Genomic DNA, 18,008 nt, shown 5'->3' on the forward strand with positions numbered 1-18,008 from the left:
GGCCGAACCTGAACCCGGCCGAACCTGAACCCGGCCGAGCTCGAACCCGGGCCGAGATCCGACCGGACGAGGTCGGTTCAGGCGACCTTCTCGTGGTCCAGCAGCCACTGCTTGGCCGGCAGGCCCCAGCGGAATCCGCGCAGCTTGCCGTCCGATCCCAGCACCCGATGGCACGGGACGAACAGTGCGGCCGCGTTGCGCGCGCAGGCGGAAGCGGCGCCGCGGATCGCCGTCGGCCGTCCGCTGAGCTCCGCGAACTCGGAGTAGGTGACCGGCTGTCCGGGCTTCACCTGGCGGAGCACGTCCCACGCGTGGGACAGGAAAGGTCCCGACTTCTGCTGCACCGCAACATCATCAATCGCCAACAGATCGCCTTCGTGGTAGGCGATGATGGCCTCGGTCACGCCCTCGATGGACGGGACGACCGACGTCGACGTGGGTCGCAGGGCGGTAGAGATGACCGGGAGCAGATCACCGATGTCTCCCGTCCAGCCGGAGGCCAGGACGGCACGGCGGTCATCGCCGTCGGTCGTGATCACGGTGAAGGGGCCGATCGGGGTGTTCACGGTGGAAGTGAGTGCAGTGCTCATGACGTGCCTTTCGTAGCGTAGACAGGTGTTCTCGAAGAGGAATTGCCGGCCAGACGCCAGAGGTGCAGGCCGGCGTAGGACCGGAAGGGACTCCACGCCCGGGCGTGGTCGAGTAGTGCGGCCGGATCGGTGGGCAGCCCCACGGCGGCAGCGCCCTGCCGCAGCACGAGATCCCCGGTCATCAGCACATCGGGATCGCCGAGGACCCGCAGACTGACGTACTGGGCCGTCCACGGTCCGATGCCGGGGAAGCCGACGAGTTCGGCCGCGAGCTCGCTCCCGCGCCGGCCGGCGTCGATCCGTAGGTCACCCGCCGCGATCGCGGTATTCGCGCTGACGATGGACTCGGCCCGTCGACGCGGACCGGGAATGCGCTCGGGGTCCATCTCGGCGAGGTCGGCGGGTGCCGGGAACAGATGCGTCAGGCGAGGGTTGGTGTCGGTACCGCAGGACGCGAGATCCATCCGGCGGCCGACGGCGGCCGTCAACTTTCCGAGGGTCGTCCGGGCCGCAGCCACCGACACCTGCTGGCCGAACATGGCCCGTAGCAGGATCTCCGGGCCGTCGACCGCCCCGGGCACCCGAAGACCGGGGCACGCGCGCACCGAGTCGGCCAGGTGCGGGTCGGTGGCCAGTTGCTCGTCCACCCGCTTCGGATCCGCGTCGGCGTCGAGCAGACGCCGGCACCGATCGACCGCCGGGACCAGATCCGACAGTTCCCGCAGCCGGAGGGTGGCGATGACCACCGCCGGGGCGCCGGGAGCCGGAAATTCCAGGGCCACGGTGCCCACCCCGGCCGGCAGGCGGAGGGTCCGGCCGTAGGTCCGTCCGTCGACGTACTCCACGCCGCTGACCGCACGGGCAGCCAGGAAATCCAGCAGGGCATCGCCCGCGAACGGCTCGCGAACGGCCAGTCGGAGGGTCAGAGTGCCAGAGCCGGCACTGCGCCCGACGTGGTGCGAGCGCAGCGTGCTCGGGTCGGCTGCATAGATCTGATGGATTGTCTCGTTGAACTGTCTGATGCTGGAAAAGCCGGCTGCGAATGCGATGTCGCCGATCGGGAGGTCGGAGGTCGTCAGCAGCACCCGCGCCGTGTGGGCTCGTCGGGCGCGGGCCAGGGCCAACGGCCCGGCCCCGACCTCCGCGGTCAGCATCCGGCCGAGGTGCCGTGGGGTGTACCCGAGCCGGGACGCCAGCCCGGGGACACCCTCCCGGTCCACCAGGCCGTCCCCGATCAGGCGCATGGCCGCGCCGACGGTATCGGCCCGCAGATTCCACTCGGGGGAGCCCGGCGCGGCATCGGGCAGGCAGCGTCGGCAGGCCCGGAAGCCGGCGGCCTGGGCCGCGGCCGAGGTGGGATAGAAATCGACGTTGCGCTGCAGCGGGGTACGCGCCGGGCAGGCCGGTCGGCAGTAGATGCCCGTGGTCTTCACGGCGGTGAAGAACTGCCCGTCGAACCGGGCGTCCCGCGTCTGCACCGCTCGGTAGGCGGCGTCCAGGTCGTTGATCACATCCGTCACTGTGCCAGTCCCATGAGATCGCCGCTGGCGGTTTTCGGACACGGCAGTCGGCGACGACGACCGGACGGTGGTCTGTCGGGAGCAGGGCGCTGGAGGTCGTCGCGGGCATGGCTCAGAAGGTAGGGACGCACACCGACAGCGGGTCCGACCAGCGGGCGCTGCAGGGCGAAAGTGCTGCCATTCGAGTGGTTTTCATTGGCTGTTCGCGCTGATCAACTTCGCAGAAATAGGTGAACTCGTCGCTTTCTGTCCCACCAGTCCCAAAAACGGCAAGTTCATGTATTTCGTGGAAGTTGATCAGCGCGGAGGCAGAGTCGGGTCCGCGGGGCGAAATTCCGACCCGACACCGGGGGAGCGCTTCACAGACTGGCCCACTCGACCTGCCAGAGCTCGACCTGCCAGAGTGGGGCGCATGTCCGACAAACCCCTCGCAACGGTCGAGCCGACGAGCGCTGATCCGCCCACTTCGTCGCCAGAGGCCACTTCGTCGCCGGAGCCCACCTCGCCCGCCACCCTCTGGGAGCAGCAGGTGGTGGGGGAGCGGTGGGAGTTCTATGCGGCGCGGTTCGACGACATGTTCGCTGATGGAACCGATGTCGAGGGTGAGGCGCGGTTCGTCGACGCCTTGCTGCCGCGTCGGGCTGCCGTGCTCGACGCCGGCTGCGGGACCGGCCGCATCGCGAACGCGCTGCACCGGATGGGGCACCGATCGGTCGGGGTCGACAAGGACGCCGGACTGATCGACATCGCCCGGCAGCGCTACCCGGGTGTCCCTTACCTGGCCTGCGACCTCTCCCTACTCAGCCCGGAGCTACTCGAAACGGTTGGTGCGCCAACACAATTCGACGTCATCGTGCTGCCGGGCAACGTGATGGTCTACCTGGCGCCCGGGTCCGAGCGGCAGGTCCTGGCGAACCTGGCCGGTTTGCTGGCGCCCGCGGGCCGCATCGTGGCCGGATTCGCGATCGACCGTGACTACTCGACGGCGGACTTCCGCACCGATGCGGAAGCCCTTGGTCTGACCGTGGAACATCACTTCGCGACCTGGCAGTTGGGTCCGGTGACCCCGGACGCCGACTGGGCCGTCATCGTCTTGCGCGGGCCCGGCGCAGAGGATGTCGAGGAGGACGGCAGCACGAAATGGGCGCCGGCCAACAGCTGGCCCGCACCGGTCGACGGATCGGCCGAGGTCGAGTGACCGGGAGGTTGCTCCCGCGCAACTAGACTGATCCCTCGTGAGTCTCACCCTCGGCATCGTCGGCCTGCCCAACGTCGGCAAGTCCACCCTTTTCAACGCGCTGACCCGGTCCGATGTCCTGGCGGCGAACTACCCGTTCGCGACCATCGAGCCCAACATCGGCATCGTCCCACTGCCTGATCCCCGGCTCGACGCGCTGGCAAAGGTGTTCTCGTCGGTGCGGATCGTCCCGGCCGTCGTGTCCTTCGTCGACATTGCCGGAATCGTCAAGGGGGCAAGCGAAGGTGCTGGGCTGGGCAACAAGTTCCTGGCCACCATCCGCGAAGCCGACGCGATCTGCCAGGTCGTCCGGGTCTTCGATGACGGCGACGTCATCCACGTCGACGGCAAGGTCGATCCGCTGGCCGACGTCGAGACGGTGAACACCGAGCTCATCCTCGCCGACATGCAGACGATCGAGAAGGCGCTGCCGCGGCTGGAGAAGGAGGCCCGGACCCAGAAGGAGCGCAAGCCCATGCTGGAGGCCGCGCAGCAGGCGGCCACCATCCTCGATTCCGGCAAGACCCTGTTCTCCGCACGGGCCAAGCTGGACCTCGTCCTGCTCCGCGAGCTGACGCTGTTGACGGCCAAGCCTTTCCTCTACGTGTTCAACTCCGACGAGGGTGTGCTGACGGATCCTGCCAAGCGGGCCGAGCTGTCCGCAGCGGTGGCCCCCGCCGATGCGGTCTTCCTCGATGCCAAGGTCGAGTCGGAGCTGCTGGAGCTCGACGAGGAGTCGGCGCTGGAACTGCTCGAATCCGTCGGTCAGGACGAGCCTGGCCTGCATGCGTTGGCCCGCGCCGGTTTCCACACGCTCGGCCTGCAGACCTACCTGACGGCCGGGCCCAAGGAGTCGCGGGCCTGGACCATCAAGCAGGGTGCCACGGCGCCGCAGGCCGCCGGCGTCATCCACTCCGACTTCGAACGCGGGTTCATCAAGGCCGAGGTCGTCTCCTTCGCCGACCTGACCACCGCCGGTTCGATGGCCGCGGCCAAGGCCGCCGGCAAGGTCCGGATCGAGGGCAAGGACTACGTCATGTCCGACGGCGACGTCGTGGAGTTCCGCTTCAACGTCTAGGCAAACCGCTGTAGCACGGTGCTACCATCGGTTCATGAGCAGGACCAGCCAGCCGACCCGCCTTCCCGCGGACGTGTACGACGCCGCCGTCGCGGCGGCGGCCGTCTCGTCGCGCGCGGTGGCGCAGCAGATTGCGCACTGGGCTCGCATCGGTCGCGAACTGGAGATGTCCCCGCAGGTGAACAACCGTGCGATCACCCAGGTCCTCGCGGGCGCCGTCTCCTACGACGGCCTCGGTGAGCAGGAGCAGGCCATCGTCCGCAAGGAGTGGGCCGAGCGCGTGACAGCTCTGCGAAGCGAGCTGGATTATGCAGCCGGGTTCGCCGCTGCGGGGGAGTCGTATTCAGAAATCGACGAGGATGGCAACCTCGTCATCCATCCGCCTCGCGGCTGATGCCGCTGCTGCATCTTCTCGCCGGACCCAACGGTTCCGGAAAGTCCAGTTACGTTCGCGACGTCCTGATGCCTGCCACGCGGCTGCCGTTCATCAACGCCGACGAGATTGCGGCTCTGGGGTGGCCCGATGCGCCGGCCGAGCATGCGTACGAAGCCGCGCAGATCGCAGAGGAGCAGCGACGGGGCCGGATTGCGGCGGGAGCGTCGTTCATCTCGGAGACTGTGTTCTCGCACCCGAGCAAGGTCCGGCTGGTCTCCGATGCCGTCGACGCCGGTTATCTCGTGCATCTTCACGTGATCATCGTCCCCGTCGAGCTGACCGTACAACGCGTTCTCGACCGTGTCCGCCGTGGTGGTCATACCGTGCCGGAGCAGAAGATCCGGGACCGCTACGAGCGCCTCTGGGAACACATCTCAGCGGCGATCCGCATCGTTGACGTCGTGGAGGTCTTCGACAACAGCAGCGCCCGCGCTCCGTTCCGGCTGTGCGCGACATACCGGAATGGAGCGCTCGTGGGTTCTCCAGACTGGCCGAGGTGGGCTCCGGACGCGCTGCGCGGGTGATCGGCTGCGGGTGCGCGATGCCTCCCATGAATTCCCCGGACCGGGACAGGATCGTGACCCGGAAGGTGATCGTCCGGAATGGGCGCTAGTGTCCCGGACATGACAAAGACCGGAACGGATTGGCGACTGATCGACGGCGTTCCCACGGCATGGTTCGACGTACCGTCGCTGATCGAGGCGGCTGCGCTGGCCGGGCGCATCGTGGAGCTCTCGCCGGCGATCATGGTCGACCTGCGCGCCACGGGCCTGCAGGTGCGAGCCGACTCGGACGAGCACGTCGAGGCGGTGTCGGCGGCCGCGCGCGACCTCGGGCTGGCTGCGAGACCTGCCGTGCTGCAACAGGTGAGCGTTGTGTTCGAAACCCTGAACCCGGCTGAGTTGAGGTCGTTCTGGCAGCGCGTGCTCGACTACGCACCGGGGGAGGGCGGCGGTCTGGCGGATCCGTTGCGGCGCGATCCCGCGATACGGATACGGTCCTCGACCGAGCCGCTGCCCTTGCGAAACCGCATCCACCTCGATGTGGTGCGGCCGGCCGCGGCGGTCGCACAGGCGAGTCCTGGCGAGGCGACGGGACCGTACGGGGTCTGTCACAGCGACCCCGACGGCAACGAGGTCGACCTGGTGCCGGGCGAAGCGCTCGGCGAGGGGATCGGGACAGCCGACTGGCAGACGGTGTTCAGTGCGATGGCGTGCTATCGGATCACCTCGCCGAAGCAGCAGCGTGACCTGGCCGCCGCGGCCCTGGCTGACGCTGCCGGCTTCCCGATGCTGATCGATCTGCGCCCCGGGCTGGTGATCACCGACAGCGGAAAGGACCAGTCGGACGCCGACGCCCACGGCCTCGAGCTCGACTTCACCGACCTCGCCGAAAACCTCCAGACCGCTGCGCACGAACTCGGGGCCATCGCGGATCCGGGACTGTCCCGCTTCACGCAACTCTTCCTCGACGCCGCCGACGTTGCCGCGGTCCGCGCGTTCTGGGGCGCCGCACTCGGATACACCGAAGACCGGCGAGCCGGGGTCACTGACATCCACGATCCGCGGCGTCTCAGCCCGGAGGTGGTGTTCCAAGAGCTGGACGCTTCGGAAACGGAGCGGCGCAAGCAGCGCAACCGCATCCACTTCGAGCTCGCTGTGCCGTCGGACCATGCGCAGACGCGTCTCGAAGCGGCCGTCGCAGCCGGTGGCAGGCTTCTCGAACAGTCCGAGGGCCGCTGGCGGATCGCCGACCCCGAAGGCAACGAGTTGGTGATCGTCAGTGGGTCGTGAGACGTCTGCGCGACCGGGGTAGAGCTTGCAGGCGACCTGCGCTACGCTGTGCTACATGAGAACCGTGACGCATCGGGAGATGCGCAACAGCAGCGGCGAGATCCTGCGTGCGGTCGCTGCGGGGGAGAGCGTTCAGGTGACCAACAACGGACAGCTCGCTGCGGTGATCTCGCCCCCATCGGTGGGATCGCTCGATCAGCTGGTCGCGCAGGGCCAAGCGCGGCCGGCGCGCCGGGGCACCGCCGACCTGAGCGCCATTCGCCGTCGTCCGGCCAAGCTGACGAGCGCCGAGCTGGTCCAGGACACCCGAGGGCGCTGGTGATCTGCTACCTCGATACTTCTGCGGCGATGAAGCTGTTGGTCGAGGAAGCCGAGTCCGATGCCCTGACGAACTATCTGCAGTCGGCCGCCGGGGAGCGGCAACTCGTCGCGTCCTGGCTCCTGCACACCGAGCTGCATTGTGCTGCCAACCGGCACCCCGAAGAGGTCGACCTCGAGTCGGTCGGAATCGTCCTGGACACAGTTTCATTGGTCGATCCCACTCGCGGCGATCTGCTCACGGCCGGCACGCTGCCTGGACGGCTGCGGTCGAACGACGCCATGCATCTGGCGGTCGCGCTCCGCGTGGGCGCGGACGAGTTGATTACCTACGATGCTGAACTGGACACCGCAGCAACCGCTGCCGGCATCGTCGTAGTCCACCCGAGCTGACGGGGCGGGTCTAGTAGTCGTAGCGCACGATCGCGCGCCGTAGTGACGGCACGTGCACGACGCGGAAGCCGGCGTCGAGGAACGAACTGAGCCCACCGACGTGCATGTCACCCCAGGTGACGTCCTTGCCCGGGGCCGGTTTCATCGGATAGGCCTCGAGGGCGTTGGCTCCGCGGTCGCGGGCAAGGTCGATCGTGCCGTGGACGAGCGCGCGGCTGACACCCTGGTGACGGAAGCCGGCCCGGGTGACGAAACAGGTGACGGCCCAGACGGTTGCGTCCTCCTGGTTCTCCTGCCGGCCCTTCCAGGTGGTCTGGCGTAGGAAGGTGTAGTCGGGGCGCGGGGCGAGCGAGCACCAGCCGACCGGCTCTCCGTCGAGGTGGGCGACGAGTCCATGCCCTTCGATCACCTGGTCGCGCAGCAGTTCGCGTCGACCCTGGACGTCATCGGAGTGTCTGGCGTACCAACCCATCCGGTAGCCCTGGCACTGACAGCGAGCGGGTTGCCCCTTCGATCCGAAGATCTTCTGGACATCGTCGAAGAGCGACTCGTCGACGGGCTGCACGGTGATCCCCATGGGCTCAGCGTCCCAAACCTGCGACCGCAGCGCCAGAGCCGCGTCCCCATTTGCGATCTGCCGTCGTCCCGGTCAGGATTGCTCGCTGGGCCAGGTCATCGTCGGCCGTCGGCGTCGATGGCGTCCGGTGCCACCAGAAGGGACTCTCCGTTGCGCTCGAGCGCCGCAGTTGCCGACGGTCTGGGCGGTTTCGCCGTCTCGGTCATCGATCTGGACGATCCAGGTCCGCAGGAGGTGCTGGTCGAGCTGAAGGCCGCCGGGGTGTGCCATACCGATCTCGATGTGATGGCCGGGGCCGCTTCGCCGGTGGTGCTCGGTCACGAGGGCGCGGGCGTGGTGCGGGCCATCGGTGCGGACGTCCATCACGTAGAGGTCGGTCAACCGGTGCTGCTGACCTGGGCCATCGCCTGTGGGAGTTGCTTCGCCTGCGTGCGCGGCAACCAGGTGCTCTGCGAGAGTCTGGGACTGGACCGGGGTTACGCCCACGCCGGTGCCACCCGTTCGCTCGGCGGGCACGGCCTGCCGCGGTCGTTCCACCTGGGCACCCACTCCGCCGCGACCGTCGTCCGCCGGGAGGCTGTCGTCCCCCTGCCAAAGAGCGTGCCGTTCGCCTCTGCCGCCTTGTTGGGCTGCGCCGTGATGACCGGCTACGGATCGGTGGTCAACGTCGCGAAGGTGCATCCCGGCGCGTCGGTGACCGTGATCGGTTGCGGCGGTGTCGGTCTCAACGTCATCCAGGCCGCCCGCATCTCCGGGGCGACGCGCATCGTCGCCGTGGACACCAACCCCGGTCGGTTCGCCCTGGCGAATCGGTTGGGAGCGACCGACAACGTCCTGGTCGGTCCGGACGATCCATTCCTACGACGGACTGCGACCGAGGTCGCCGCGCTCTTCGCGGGGCGGGGCACCGACTATGCGTTCGAGTGCACCGCACGGCCGATGGTGGGCGCCGCCCCACTGGCCTTCGTCCGCAACGGTGGCACCGCGGTCCAGGTCAGCGGGATCGAGCAGGAGATCCCATTCGACATGGCGCTCTTCGAGTGGGACAAGGTGTACATCAACCCGCTCTACGGCAAGTGCCGGCCGTCCGTCGACTTCCCGGCCCTGTTCGCCCTGTACGAGAACGGGCAGCTGCTGCTCGACGAGCTCATCACCCACACCTACGAACTGGATGACCTGTCGAAGGCGTTCGAAGACATGCGCAGTGGGCGCAGCGCAAAGGGTGTGGTGATGCTGTGAGCAGCAGTCCGTTCCAGAGTTTCGATGTGTCGGTCCGGCCTTCGCCGGACGGTCTGCGCGAGATCACCGTCTACAGCGACGCTCTCGGGCGGCGGGCCGACCTGACGCTGTTTGCGCCTGCCGATCTGGACCCGGAGGCGCCGGTGCCGCTCGTCGTCCTGCTGCACGGCGTCTACGGAAGCCACTGGGGTTGGTCACGCAACGCCGGCGCTCACCTCACGCTGGCGGACATGATCACCGCCGCCGAGTTTCCGCCTGCCGTGCTGGCGATGCCGTCGGACGGACTGTTCGGCATCGGCAGCGGTTACCTGACCCGGCCGGACCAGGACGCCGAGAAGTGGATCACCGATGACGTTCCGCTCGCCGTGCGCCAGTTGTACCCGCGAGCCGGCGAGACCTTCAACGGCATCGCCGGTCTGTCCATGGGTGGGTGGGGTGCATTGCGGATCGCCGCCCGGCACCCCGGCCGGTACGACGCCGCGGTGGGCCTTTCCCCGTTGACCAGGGTCGGACAGATCGCTGACTATGCAGACCGCGACCAGGCTGCGCACGCACCGGACGGGGAGGATCCGGACCTGTCCGCACTGCTGCTGTCACGGGCGGAGAGCCTGCCCCGCATCAGGATTGCCTGCGGAGTCGACGACGAGCTGCTGCCCGAGGTCCGTCAGTTGCACGACACGCTGCTGACCGCTTCGGTTCCGCACGAATACGAAGAGGCGCCGCACGGGCACGACTGGGACTTCTGGGGCGGGCAGGTGCGGCCGGCGTTGCAGTTCATGGCCCGGGGCCTGCCGGATGCTGGCACCTGACGATCTCGGAACGACCGCCAGGTGCCAGCACCGAACCAGCGCAGGCACGTCTCAGGCGGTGCCCTCCGGCGGTTCGCCGGCGGCCAGCAGTCTGGCCCCCAGTGCGCGAATCGTGGCACGCAGTTCGACGCCGCCGACCACCCGGAACGGGACGGTCAGCGCCGCGAGCTTTTCGGCGTACCAGTAGGGGTTGCCGGTGGTACCGGTCAGCCGCGTGGTGTGGTCGTCGATGGGTTCCATCCGACCCAGGGCGCGGGGGAGGTACCGCCCCGCCTTCTCCAGCGGCGCGTCGATGACGACCTCCGCGGTGTACTCCCAGCCGACCGCCAGGTGATCCTCGAGGACGGCGACCGCATCCAGATCGGCTGGGGGTACGAAGGTCTCGTCGAGAATCTCGACGTGCTGAACCCGGTCGATGCGATACGCCCGCACCGCGTCCTTCCTGGCCACCCAGCCGAGCAGGTACCAACGGCCGTGACGGACGACGACCGCCCACGGGTCGACGTCGAGAATCCATTCGGAGCCGGCCTCGGACCGGTACGCAAGGCGCGCCCGGTGCTGTTCGGTGCAGGCCTGCACCAGGGCGCTGGTGGTGCCGAAATCAGGCCGGGCTGCTGCTCGATCCGGTGCGGCGGACGCGGTGCGGCGGACCGCCTCGGCCTGGGCGGCCACCGGCTGCGGGAGGGCGCGCATGATCTTGACCAGCGCGCTGCCGACCGGGTCGGTGCGGTCACCCGCGTCGTGGTGACCGTCCAGAACGGCCATCACCAGACCGAGGGCCTCGGTTGCGCTGAACACCAAGGGCGGCAACCGAAGTCCGCGTCCGACCCGGTACCCGCCGTAGGGACCGCGCACCGATTCGATTGGGATCTGCGCCTCGCGGAGGATGGCGACGTACCGACGGGCGGCGCGCTCGGAGACGTCGAGGTGGTCGGCCAGTCGATCAGCCGTGATGCCGGGACTGCTCTGGATCACCTCCAGTGCCAGCAGTGCACGGGCGGTCGGGCTGATCTCCGTCACGATGCCCCCGTCCGGCGGTAGATGGCCATGCGGCTGCAGAACGTCCGGAACTCACCGTACCGTCGAGGCATCGGCCCGCCCGTCAGGCGATTCAGAACTCGTTGCCCTCCGGGTCGAGCATCACGAGGTGGGCGAACTGCCCGCCGTAGGTCTGCTCGCGCACCAACGAAGCACCCGCGACGACCAGATCGGTTGCGCTCGAACGGATCCGGCGCTCGCGGTCGACCGTGTCCCACGGGGGCCCGCCGGCCACGCGCACGTCGATGTGCAGCCGATTCTTGGCCGTCCTGCCCTCCGGGACCCGCAGGAAACCGATGGCCGGGCCCTTGCCCTCGGGATCGATGATGGAGGCACCGTTGTCGTCCTCGTACCCCGGTTCGGCCACGTAGCCAAAGGCCCTGGCCCAGAAGGCGGCGAGTCGGTGCGGATCGGCGGCGTCACACCCGAGGGTCCAATGAGTAGCCATGGACGTGTTTGTACCAGCCGGTCAGTAGATCTCGAAGCGGAAACTGCCGATTTCCAATTCCTCGTCGGGCTCGAGGGCGAGCAGGTCATCCCGTCCGTCATCGATCGCGGAGGCCAACTCTTCGGCAGTGAACCGGCCGGACGCCGGGACGCCCACCAGGACCTGTCGCGTCGCTGTCGATCCTGGCTGGGGGATCCGGGCCAACCCCCAGCGAAGGCCTTCGTCCACCTCGACAGGAAACTCCTGATCCATGGCGACGCCTGACGAATGCAGGAGCCGGGCGGCCATTCTGATCACCGAGTCGACCGGGGCCACGGGTTACTCCTTCGTCGGGCTGACAGGAACACCTGCGGCCGTCACCGTACCGGGGCAGCCGGCCCCGGGGGTACTAGTACCAAGGTCCACTTGCCCGGCATACCGCCGGCGCGGGACAAAGGAGGTACTCAGCCACTACGGATCACACGACAGGGAACCCAACATGAAGCGTGCACTCGTCATTGCCGGGTTGACCGTCGCCGCCGCAGTACCGGCCACCTTCGGACTGATCGGCAATGCCTCGTTCGGCCAGAGCGTCCCCGTTCGGATTCCACCCAGTGCCATCCTGGTGACGCAGGAATCCGCCTCCGTACAGGACAGCACGTCTGGCCGCCTCGCCCTGGCCACCTCCCCGACCACGAACCTGACCACCATCACCCTGAGTCCGTCGAGCACTCCGACCCCCACGACCTCGCGGACAAAGGGCTCCGGGCATTCGAAGTCCCCGTCGACCACCGCGGTCCGCAAGACCGACGACGACCGGACTTCACCATCGTCGGCCCAGCCCGGTGACGATCACGGGACAGCTGCCGAGCCCGGCGACGATCACGGGACAGCTGCCGGGCCCGGTGACGGCACGAAGGCGACCACGGTGGACGACAATGGCGGACACAGTTCCGGTAGCGGGCGGGACGGCAGCAGCGGAGGCGGCGGAAAGGACGACGGTGCCGATCACCGATGACCTTGTCCGGGCTTGAAGTCAGGCCGGTCTGGGTGGGGATTGCCGCCGCCCGCACCGAGCCGGTCGACAAGCCGGTCCGGCGGCGGCGCATCTTCATCCAGGTGATCGTGGGCGCAGTACTGGTCATCCTGGTGGTGGCACTGATCGGCGTGGTGGCCGCCCGTCGGCTGGCGGAGGCCGAAGCCGTGAACGATGCCGCCAAGACGGCGAACCTGCTGGCCGAGGCGGTCGTCCAGCCGGTGCTGACCGAAGGGTTGCTGACCGGCGATGCCACCGCCCTCGCCGCCGTCGATCGGGTGGTGCGCCAACAGGTCCTCGGGACGTCGATCGCGAGGGTGAAGCTCTGGAACCCGGAGGGCCGCATCCTGTATTCCGACGAGCCGTTGCTGATCGGCCGGACCTTTCCCCTCGGCGCCGACGAACGCGACGTGCTCTCCAACCCCACGCTCCGCGCCGACGTCTCCGACCTCCAGGCACCCGAGAACGTCTACGAGAAGGCCAATGTGCGGCTGCTCAAGGTCTACCGGCCGGTCTGGACACCGTCCGGCCGCCCGATGCTGTTCGAGACCTATTTCCGGTACGACGACGTGACCGCGCGCAGCGGCGAACTCTGGCGCGGGTTCGCCGGCATCACCCTCAGCAGCATCCTGCTGTTGGTGCTGCTGCTGCTGCCGATCCTCTGGCGGCTGCTGGACCGGCTCAATCGCGGACAGCGGCAACGGGAGGCGCTGCTGCAGCGCGCCGTCGACGCATCCAACGAGGAACGGCGACGCATCGCCGGCACCCTGCACGACGGCGTCGTGCAGGATCTGGTCGCCACCTCCTTCGCCGTCGCCGGTTCGGCGGAACTAGCTGCCGCGCAGGGCCGGGAGGACCTGGCTGCAGATCTCCGGTCCTCGGCCGGCACGGTGCGGACCAGCATCGGTGGCCTGCGGTCGTTGCTGGTGGAGATCTACCCGCCCAACCTCACCACTGCCGGGCTGCCGGCGGCGCTGGCAGATCTGGCGGCCACGCTGCGTTCGCGCGGCGTCGAGGTGAGCCTGCACATCGCCGCGGACCTCGCCCTGCGGCCCGACGACGAGCGGCTGATCTACCGGGTGGCTCAGGAGTGCCTCAACAATGTGGCCAAACACGCTGCCGCGCATCAGGTCGCCATCAGCATCGAAACCGACGGCCGATACACGCTGCTGCAGATCGTCGACGACGGCGTGGGTTTCGACGTCCCGCAGTCGTTGGCAGATCCCGAGCAGGGCCATTTCGGTCTCCGGGTGCTTGCCGACGTGGCCGGCGCCGCCGGCGCCGATCTCCGACTGTCCAGCGCCGTCGGGGCCGGAACCACCTGGCAACTCCGATTGGGGCGCAGATGATCTCGGACCCCACCCAGGTCGAGCCGCCGGTCTCGCCCGCGCCTGCAATCGCGGTCGTCACCGTGCTGGTGGTCGACGATCATCCACTGGTCCGGGCCGGCCTGGCCGGCCTGATCGACGCCACGGCCGACCTGAGGGTCGTCGGGGCAGCGGCCGGTGGGGAGGAGGCCGTCGGGCGGGCCGTCGAGTTGCAACCGGATGTGGTGCTGATGGATCTGTCGATGCCGGGTATCGACGGCGTGGAGGCGACCCGCCGGGTGCTCGCATCCTGTCCGACCGTCCGCGTCCTGGTGTTGACCTCCTTCCACGACCACGACCGGGTCTCGCAGGCGCTGGAAGCCGGCGCGATCGGTTACCTGCTCAAGAATTCCGACCCGGTCGAGCTGCTCTCCGGGATTCGATCGGCGGCGCGTGGCCACAGTCCCCTCGACCCGCGGGTGGCATCGGCCCTGTTGCCGACGGCGAAGACGAGGCTCAGCGATTCGCTGAGCGGGCGGGAACGTCAGGTGCTCGCACTGATCACGAGGGGAATGTCGAACCGGCAGATCGGCCGCGAGCTGGGGATCACCGAGCGAACGGTGAAGGTGCACATCGGTCACCTCTTCCGCAGGCTCGGGGTGGCCGATCGGACCAGTGCCGCGGTGTGGGCCAAGGACAATCTGCCTCGGTGAACGATGGGTACTAGTGCCAAGGTCCGATTGTCGTTGCTACTCAATGTTTTCCATGATGGTGTGACCGGCCGATCAGGGCCGTACCACTCTTCCTGGAGGAAACCATGAACCTGTCCCGCCTGACCAGCATCGCCGCGATCTCGCTCGCCGCCGGCGCTTTCGCCCTCGCCAGTGCCACCCCGGCTGCGGCCAAGGGCGGAGGGGCGGCCGATGTCCGTGCCTCCGGTCACTGCTCGGCAGGAAGTGTCTGGAAGGCCAAGGCCAAGCCGGACAACGGCCGGATCGAGCTGGAGGTCGAGATCGACACGAACCGCGTCGGCCAGACCTGGGCTGTCGGGATCACCGACAACAACGTCCGGGTGTTCTCCGGCAGCCGGATCACCAAGGCCCCCAGTGGCTCCTTCGCCGTCGACCTCCTGGTACCGAACCGGGCCGGCACCGACGGTTTCGTCGGGACCGCCCGCAACAGCAGAACCGGGGAGACCTGCGTCGCCCGGGTCCGTCTCTGATCGGTTGACCACGCAGCTTGCCGGCGGCCGGTGCAATCCCTCGGGATTGCACCGGCCGTTTCCGTGTGCGGAAGGCGTCGTTGCCGCCGGCCGCCCGTTCGTCGCGTCGGGCGGTCTTCAGGCGGACGCGGCAGGCAGGTCGTACGTCACGCCCGTCAATCTCTCCGAAACTTCCCACAGCCGCCGCGCGGTCTGAAGATCCGTCGCCGACGGAATCGGCTGCACCACAGTGGGATAGCCCTTCATCTCGCCGCGGCCGTCCGGCCCGAAGAACTGCCCGCCCAATGCATCGGGAGACGTCGCTCCGTACAGCTCGGGCAGGGCACCCTTCTCCACGCTCTGCGCCACCACCACATTGCCGATCCGGCCCAGGATCTTCATCAGTCCGGTGGGTCCCGCCGTCTGCAGGTTGGTGGCCGAGTAGCCGGGATGGGCCAGCACACTGCGGATCGGCGATCCGGCGGCACGCAACCGACGGTCCAGCTCGAGCCCGAACAGTACGTTGGCGAATTTGGACTGGGCGTAGAAGTGGCTCGCCGAGTACGAGCGTTCGCCGGTCAGGTCGTCGAAGTGGATGCTGCCGCGCTTGTGAAGGGACGAACTGACCGTCACCACCCGACTGTCACCGTGTGGATCGTGAAACAGGTCCAGCAGCAGGCCGGTGAGGGCGAAATGCCCGAGATGGTTGCCCGCGAACTGGGTCTCGTTGCCCTGCGGGCTCAGCGAACGCGGCGGCATCATCACGCCGGCATTGTTGATCAGCACATCCAGGTTCACCGCGTCGGTGTGCAGGGCCTCGGAGAAGCGGCGCACCGAGTCCAGGTCGGCGAGGTCGAGCAGGCGGACCTCGACATCGGCGGCCGGCTGTCGGCCCCGGATCCGGGCGACTGCGGCGCGGCCCTTGGCCTCGTTCCGGACCGCGAGGATCACGGTGGCACCGTGCCTCGCAAGGCTCTCGGTAGCGGCGAGTCCGAGGCCGCTGTTGGCGCCCGTCACGATCACCGTCCGGCCGGTCTGGTCGGGGATGTCGTCCGAGGTCCAGCGCTGTTCGCTCACACAATCCACTATGCCCCTCCGGATGAATCTCCAGAGTGCTTCGCCCAGCTACATAGGCAAGTGATATAAATATCGGGTGCCAACCTCGCTCCTGACTGACGAGCAGCGGGCCACCGTCGACGGTCTCGACCGGATCCTCACCTGGGCCCGCCGCATCAAGCCCGTCCAGGGCATCTCGGCCAGCACGTTCACCACACTCGACACCCTGGCCTTCGCCGGCCCGATGCGGATCAGCGAGCTCGCCGACCGGGAGGGCATCACCCAGCCCGGCATGACCGGATTGATCAATCGGCTCGAGGGTGAAGGGCTGGCCCGCCGCGCCTCGGACCCGACAGATGGCCGTGCGTCGCTGGTCTCGGTGACCGAGGCGGGCCTGAAGGTGCTGGCCGACCGGCGATCGGGCCGCTCGGAACTACTGGCCACCCGGATCGGTCAGCTCACGGCCGCCGATCAGGCCGCACTGTTCGCGGCGCTACCGGCCATCGCGAACCTGACCTCCGACCTACCGACCTGACGCGATCGGGCGCCGACCGCCTCACGTCCATTCGAACCACTCCACATCGAGGTACACCATGAGCTCCGCATCATCAACACCGCAGCAGAAGTCATTGCAGCAGCAGTCACCGCAGCAGAAGTCACCCCGGCCGCAGTCACCGCACAGCAAGCCCACCGCCAGTCCGTTCAAGCAACCTCGCGCCGTGTGGGCGGTCGCGTTCGCCTGTGTCGTCTCGTTCATGGGCATCGGTCTGGTCGACCCGATCCTGAAGACGCTGGCCGGCCAGCTTGACGCCAGCGCGTCCCAGGTTGAATTGCTGTTCACCAGCTACCTGGTGGTGACGGCGGTGGCCATGCTGGTGACGGGATGGATCTCCAGCCGCATCGGCGCCAAGAAGGCACTCATCGCCGGCCTGAGCATCATCGTGATCTTCGCCGCTCTCGCCGGTTCCTCCGGCAGCATCGGCGAGATCGTCGGCTTCCGGGCCGGTTGGGGGCTGGGCAACGCCCTTTTCATCGCGACCTCGCTAGCGGTGATCGTCAGTGCGGCAACCGGCGGGTTCTCCGGCGCCATCATCCTGTACGAGACGGCGCTGGGCATCGGGATCGCTCTCGGGCCGCTCCTGGGCGGCGTGCTGGGCAACATCAGTTGGCGTGGGCCGTTCTTCGGGGTGTCCGTCCTGATGCTGATCGCCCTGATCGCCACCATCTTCCTGCTGCCGAAGACGCCGGTGCCGGAGCACAAGCAACGGTTGTCCGAACCGCTGGCCGCCCTGAAGCACCGCAGCCTGGCCACCACGAGCATCACCGGTCTGCTCTACAACTGGGGCTTCTTCACGCTGCTGGGCTACTCGCCGTTCCTGATGGGCATCAACTCACCGATCAAGCTGGGCCTGGTCTTCTTCGCCTGGGGCGTGCTGGTCGCACTGTTCGCGGTGTTCGGCGCCCCCGGTCTCCGTCGCCGCTTCGGGACTCCGCGGACGCTCTACGTCAACTTCGCCCTGATGGCGATCGACCTGGCCGTCATCGGGCTGTTCCCGCACAGCCCGACCACCGTCATCGTCGCGGTGATCATCGCCGGTGCGTTCATCGGCGTGAACAACACCCTGGTCACCACCGCGGTGATGAGCATCGCCCCGGTCGAGCGGTCGGTGGCTTCGGCGACCTACGGCTTCGTCCGCTTCATCGGTGGCGGCCTGGCGCCCTTCGTGGCCGGCCAGCTCGCCGAGCACCTCAACGACCACATCCCGTTCCTGCTCGGCGCCGGCGCCGTGCTGCTGGCCGCCGTGGTGCTGAGCACCGTGCACCGCGCGCTCGACGCCGCCGACCGCGGTGAGGTCGAGCAGCCGGAGCTCACCGAGTTGGACGAGGTGGAGGACGACGACGCCATTCCGGAAGCGCTGACCGTCGGCAACGCCGACTGAGATCGGTAGGACC

The 18,008-nt window shown here is 68.2% G+C and carries 22 protein-coding genes; 15 read left to right on the plus strand and 7 right to left on the minus strand.

Translation table 11 applies throughout. The features are described from left to right. Nucleotides 1-77: 77 nt before the first annotated feature. Both ABIB25_RS18375 and ABIB25_RS18380 read right to left on the minus strand, forming a co-directional pair. Nucleotides 78-590, minus strand: a complete 513-nt coding sequence (locus ABIB25_RS18375; protein WP_354529938.1) for a methylated-DNA--[protein]-cysteine S-methyltransferase — start codon at nt 588-590, stop codon at nt 78-80. After that, nucleotides 587-2,110, minus strand: a complete 1,524-nt coding sequence (locus ABIB25_RS18380; RefSeq protein ID WP_502919850.1) for a DNA-3-methyladenine glycosylase 2 family protein — start codon at nt 2,108-2,110, stop codon at nt 587-589. The genes ABIB25_RS18375 and ABIB25_RS18380 overlap by 4 nt, the downstream gene beginning before the upstream one ends. 412 nt (nt 2,111-2,522) lie before the next feature. Between ABIB25_RS18380 and ABIB25_RS18385 the strand changes: the two genes are divergently transcribed. The 7 genes from ABIB25_RS18385 to ABIB25_RS18415 all read left to right on the plus strand — a co-directional run bounded on the left by ABIB25_RS18385 (nt 2,523) and on the right by ABIB25_RS18415 (nt 7,365). Next, nucleotides 2,523-3,308: a class I SAM-dependent DNA methyltransferase gene (locus tag ABIB25_RS18385; RefSeq protein WP_354529939.1), complete on the plus strand. Its 786-nt coding sequence runs from the start codon at nt 2,523-2,525 to the stop codon at nt 3,306-3,308. A 37-nt stretch (nt 3,309-3,345) separates the two neighbouring features. Beyond that, nucleotides 3,346-4,425 carry a redox-regulated ATPase YchF gene (gene ychF / locus ABIB25_RS18390; RefSeq protein WP_354529940.1) on the plus strand — a complete coding sequence of 360 codons (1,080 nt, stop codon included), beginning with the start codon at nt 3,346-3,348 and terminating at the stop codon, nt 4,423-4,425. A gap of 34 nt (nt 4,426-4,459) precedes the next feature. Then, nucleotides 4,460-4,819 carry a TA system antitoxin ParD family protein gene (locus ABIB25_RS18395; RefSeq protein WP_354529941.1) on the plus strand — a complete coding sequence of 120 codons (360 nt, stop codon included), beginning with the start codon at nt 4,460-4,462 and terminating at the stop codon, nt 4,817-4,819. After that, the gene (locus ABIB25_RS18400; RefSeq protein ID WP_354529943.1) at nt 4,819-5,385 is read left to right on the plus strand and encodes an ATPase; all 567 of its coding nucleotides are present in this window, start codon (nt 4,819-4,821) and stop codon (nt 5,383-5,385) included. The genes ABIB25_RS18395 and ABIB25_RS18400 overlap by 1 nt, the downstream gene beginning before the upstream one ends. A gap of 99 nt (nt 5,386-5,484) precedes the next feature. Continuing rightward, nucleotides 5,485-6,654 carry a VOC family protein gene (locus ABIB25_RS18405; protein ID WP_354529944.1) on the plus strand — a complete coding sequence of 390 codons (1,170 nt, stop codon included), beginning with the start codon at nt 5,485-5,487 and terminating at the stop codon, nt 6,652-6,654. A 55-nt stretch (nt 6,655-6,709) separates the two neighbouring features. After that, nucleotides 6,710-6,976, plus strand: a complete 267-nt coding sequence (locus tag ABIB25_RS18410) for a type II toxin-antitoxin system Phd/YefM family antitoxin (protein WP_354529945.1) — start codon at nt 6,710-6,712, stop codon at nt 6,974-6,976. Beyond that, nucleotides 6,973-7,365, plus strand: a complete 393-nt coding sequence (locus ABIB25_RS18415; protein WP_354529946.1) for a type II toxin-antitoxin system VapC family toxin — start codon at nt 6,973-6,975, stop codon at nt 7,363-7,365. The genes ABIB25_RS18410 and ABIB25_RS18415 overlap by 4 nt, the downstream gene beginning before the upstream one ends. 10 nt (nt 7,366-7,375) lie before the next feature. Here the strand turns inward: ABIB25_RS18415 and ABIB25_RS18420 are convergent, their stop codons facing one another. Next, complete coding sequence (locus ABIB25_RS18420; RefSeq protein ID WP_354529947.1) at nt 7,376-7,942, minus strand: GNAT family N-acetyltransferase; 567 nt, start codon at nt 7,940-7,942, stop codon at nt 7,376-7,378. 150 nt (nt 7,943-8,092) lie between these two features. Here ABIB25_RS18420 and ABIB25_RS18425 point away from each other — a divergent pair, with 150 nt between their 5' ends. Next, on the plus strand, nt 8,093-9,181 hold the full coding sequence (locus tag ABIB25_RS18425; RefSeq protein WP_354529948.1) for an alcohol dehydrogenase catalytic domain-containing protein: 1,089 nt from the start codon (nt 8,093-8,095) through the stop codon (nt 9,179-9,181). After that, complete coding sequence (locus ABIB25_RS18430; protein WP_354529949.1) at nt 9,178-9,990, plus strand: alpha/beta hydrolase; 813 nt, start codon at nt 9,178-9,180, stop codon at nt 9,988-9,990. Before ABIB25_RS18425 ends, ABIB25_RS18430 begins: the two co-directional genes overlap by 4 nt. Nucleotides 9,991-10,041: 51 nt before the next feature. On the opposite strand, the gene ABIB25_RS18435 is transcribed toward ABIB25_RS18430, so the two are convergent. From ABIB25_RS18435 to ABIB25_RS18445, 3 genes are all read right to left on the minus strand, one after another. Beyond that, nucleotides 10,042-11,010 carry a helix-turn-helix transcriptional regulator gene (locus ABIB25_RS18435; protein WP_502919851.1) on the minus strand — a complete coding sequence of 323 codons (969 nt, stop codon included), beginning with the start codon at nt 11,008-11,010 and terminating at the stop codon, nt 10,042-10,044. 91 nt (nt 11,011-11,101) lie between these two features. Beyond that, nucleotides 11,102-11,476 carry a VOC family protein gene (locus ABIB25_RS18440; protein WP_354529950.1) on the minus strand — a complete coding sequence of 125 codons (375 nt, stop codon included), beginning with the start codon at nt 11,474-11,476 and terminating at the stop codon, nt 11,102-11,104. A gap of 21 nt (nt 11,477-11,497) precedes the next feature. Then, nucleotides 11,498-11,791, minus strand: coding sequence for a hypothetical protein (locus ABIB25_RS18445; RefSeq protein WP_354529951.1), 294 nt, complete (start codon nt 11,789-11,791; stop codon nt 11,498-11,500). A gap of 163 nt (nt 11,792-11,954) precedes the next feature. On the opposite strand from ABIB25_RS18445, the gene ABIB25_RS18450 reads away from it, so the two are divergent. From ABIB25_RS18450 to ABIB25_RS18465, 4 genes are all read left to right on the plus strand, one after another. Next, nucleotides 11,955-12,473: a hypothetical protein gene (locus ABIB25_RS18450; RefSeq protein ID WP_354529952.1), complete on the plus strand. Its 519-nt coding sequence runs from the start codon at nt 11,955-11,957 to the stop codon at nt 12,471-12,473. Further along, complete coding sequence (locus ABIB25_RS18455; RefSeq protein WP_354529953.1) at nt 12,470-13,840, plus strand: sensor histidine kinase; 1,371 nt, start codon at nt 12,470-12,472, stop codon at nt 13,838-13,840. Before ABIB25_RS18450 ends, ABIB25_RS18455 begins: the two co-directional genes overlap by 4 nt. Continuing rightward, nucleotides 13,837-14,511: a response regulator gene (locus ABIB25_RS18460; protein WP_354529954.1), complete on the plus strand. Its 675-nt coding sequence runs from the start codon at nt 13,837-13,839 to the stop codon at nt 14,509-14,511. The genes ABIB25_RS18455 and ABIB25_RS18460 overlap by 4 nt, the downstream gene beginning before the upstream one ends. 104 nt (nt 14,512-14,615) lie before the next feature. After that, nucleotides 14,616-15,020: a hypothetical protein gene (locus tag ABIB25_RS18465; RefSeq protein WP_354529955.1), complete on the plus strand. Its 405-nt coding sequence runs from the start codon at nt 14,616-14,618 to the stop codon at nt 15,018-15,020. A 117-nt stretch (nt 15,021-15,137) separates the two neighbouring features. Here the strand turns inward: ABIB25_RS18465 and ABIB25_RS18470 are convergent, their stop codons facing one another. Then, the gene (locus tag ABIB25_RS18470; protein WP_354529956.1) at nt 15,138-16,076 is read right to left on the minus strand and encodes an oxidoreductase; all 939 of its coding nucleotides are present in this window, start codon (nt 16,074-16,076) and stop codon (nt 15,138-15,140) included. Between the two features lie 76 nt (nt 16,077-16,152). Here ABIB25_RS18470 and ABIB25_RS18475 point away from each other — a divergent pair, with 76 nt between their 5' ends. Both ABIB25_RS18475 and ABIB25_RS18480 read left to right on the plus strand, forming a co-directional pair. Next, nucleotides 16,153-16,590, plus strand: coding sequence for a MarR family winged helix-turn-helix transcriptional regulator (locus ABIB25_RS18475; protein WP_354529957.1), 438 nt, complete (start codon nt 16,153-16,155; stop codon nt 16,588-16,590). 58 nt (nt 16,591-16,648) lie between these two features. Beyond that, on the plus strand, nt 16,649-17,995 hold the full coding sequence (locus ABIB25_RS18480; RefSeq protein ID WP_354529958.1) for an MFS transporter: 1,347 nt from the start codon (nt 16,649-16,651) through the stop codon (nt 17,993-17,995). Nucleotides 17,996-18,008 lie beyond the last annotated feature (13 nt).

It is taken from the genome of Nakamurella sp. UYEF19 (assembly GCF_040546275.1).
In the GTDB taxonomy this organism is placed as follows: domain Bacteria; phylum Actinomycetota; class Actinomycetes; order Mycobacteriales; family Nakamurellaceae; genus Nakamurella.

Bases quoted from the DNA above. Each gene is read 5' to 3' on its own strand.
- ABIB25_RS18375 (WP_354529938.1), bottom strand. From the start codon at position 590: ATGAGCACTGCACTCACTTCCACCGTGAACACCCCGATCGGCCCCTTC.
- ABIB25_RS18385 (WP_354529939.1), top strand. From the start codon at position 2,523: ATGTCCGACAAACCCCTCGCAACGGTCGAGCCGACGAGCGCTGATCCG.
- ABIB25_RS18395 (WP_354529941.1), top strand. From the start codon at position 4,460: ATGAGCAGGACCAGCCAGCCGACCCGCCTTCCCGCGGACGTGTACGAC.
- ABIB25_RS18400 (WP_354529943.1), top strand. From the start codon at position 4,819: ATGCCGCTGCTGCATCTTCTCGCCGGACCCAACGGTTCCGGAAAGTCC.
- ABIB25_RS18405 (WP_354529944.1), top strand. From the start codon at position 5,485: ATGACAAAGACCGGAACGGATTGGCGACTGATCGACGGCGTTCCCACG.
- ABIB25_RS18410 (WP_354529945.1), top strand. From the start codon at position 6,710: ATGAGAACCGTGACGCATCGGGAGATGCGCAACAGCAGCGGCGAGATC.
- ABIB25_RS18420 (WP_354529947.1), bottom strand. From the start codon at position 7,942: ATGGGGATCACCGTGCAGCCCGTCGACGAGTCGCTCTTCGACGATGTC.
- ABIB25_RS18440 (WP_354529950.1), bottom strand. From the start codon at position 11,476: ATGGCTACTCATTGGACCCTCGGGTGTGACGCCGCCGATCCGCACCGA.
- ABIB25_RS18450 (WP_354529952.1), top strand. From the start codon at position 11,955: ATGAAGCGTGCACTCGTCATTGCCGGGTTGACCGTCGCCGCCGCAGTA.
- ABIB25_RS18455 (WP_354529953.1), top strand. From the start codon at position 12,470: ATGACCTTGTCCGGGCTTGAAGTCAGGCCGGTCTGGGTGGGGATTGCC.
- ABIB25_RS18460 (WP_354529954.1), top strand. From the start codon at position 13,837: ATGATCTCGGACCCCACCCAGGTCGAGCCGCCGGTCTCGCCCGCGCCT.
- ABIB25_RS18465 (WP_354529955.1), top strand. From the start codon at position 14,616: ATGAACCTGTCCCGCCTGACCAGCATCGCCGCGATCTCGCTCGCCGCC.
- ABIB25_RS18480 (WP_354529958.1), top strand. From the start codon at position 16,649: ATGAGCTCCGCATCATCAACACCGCAGCAGAAGTCATTGCAGCAGCAG.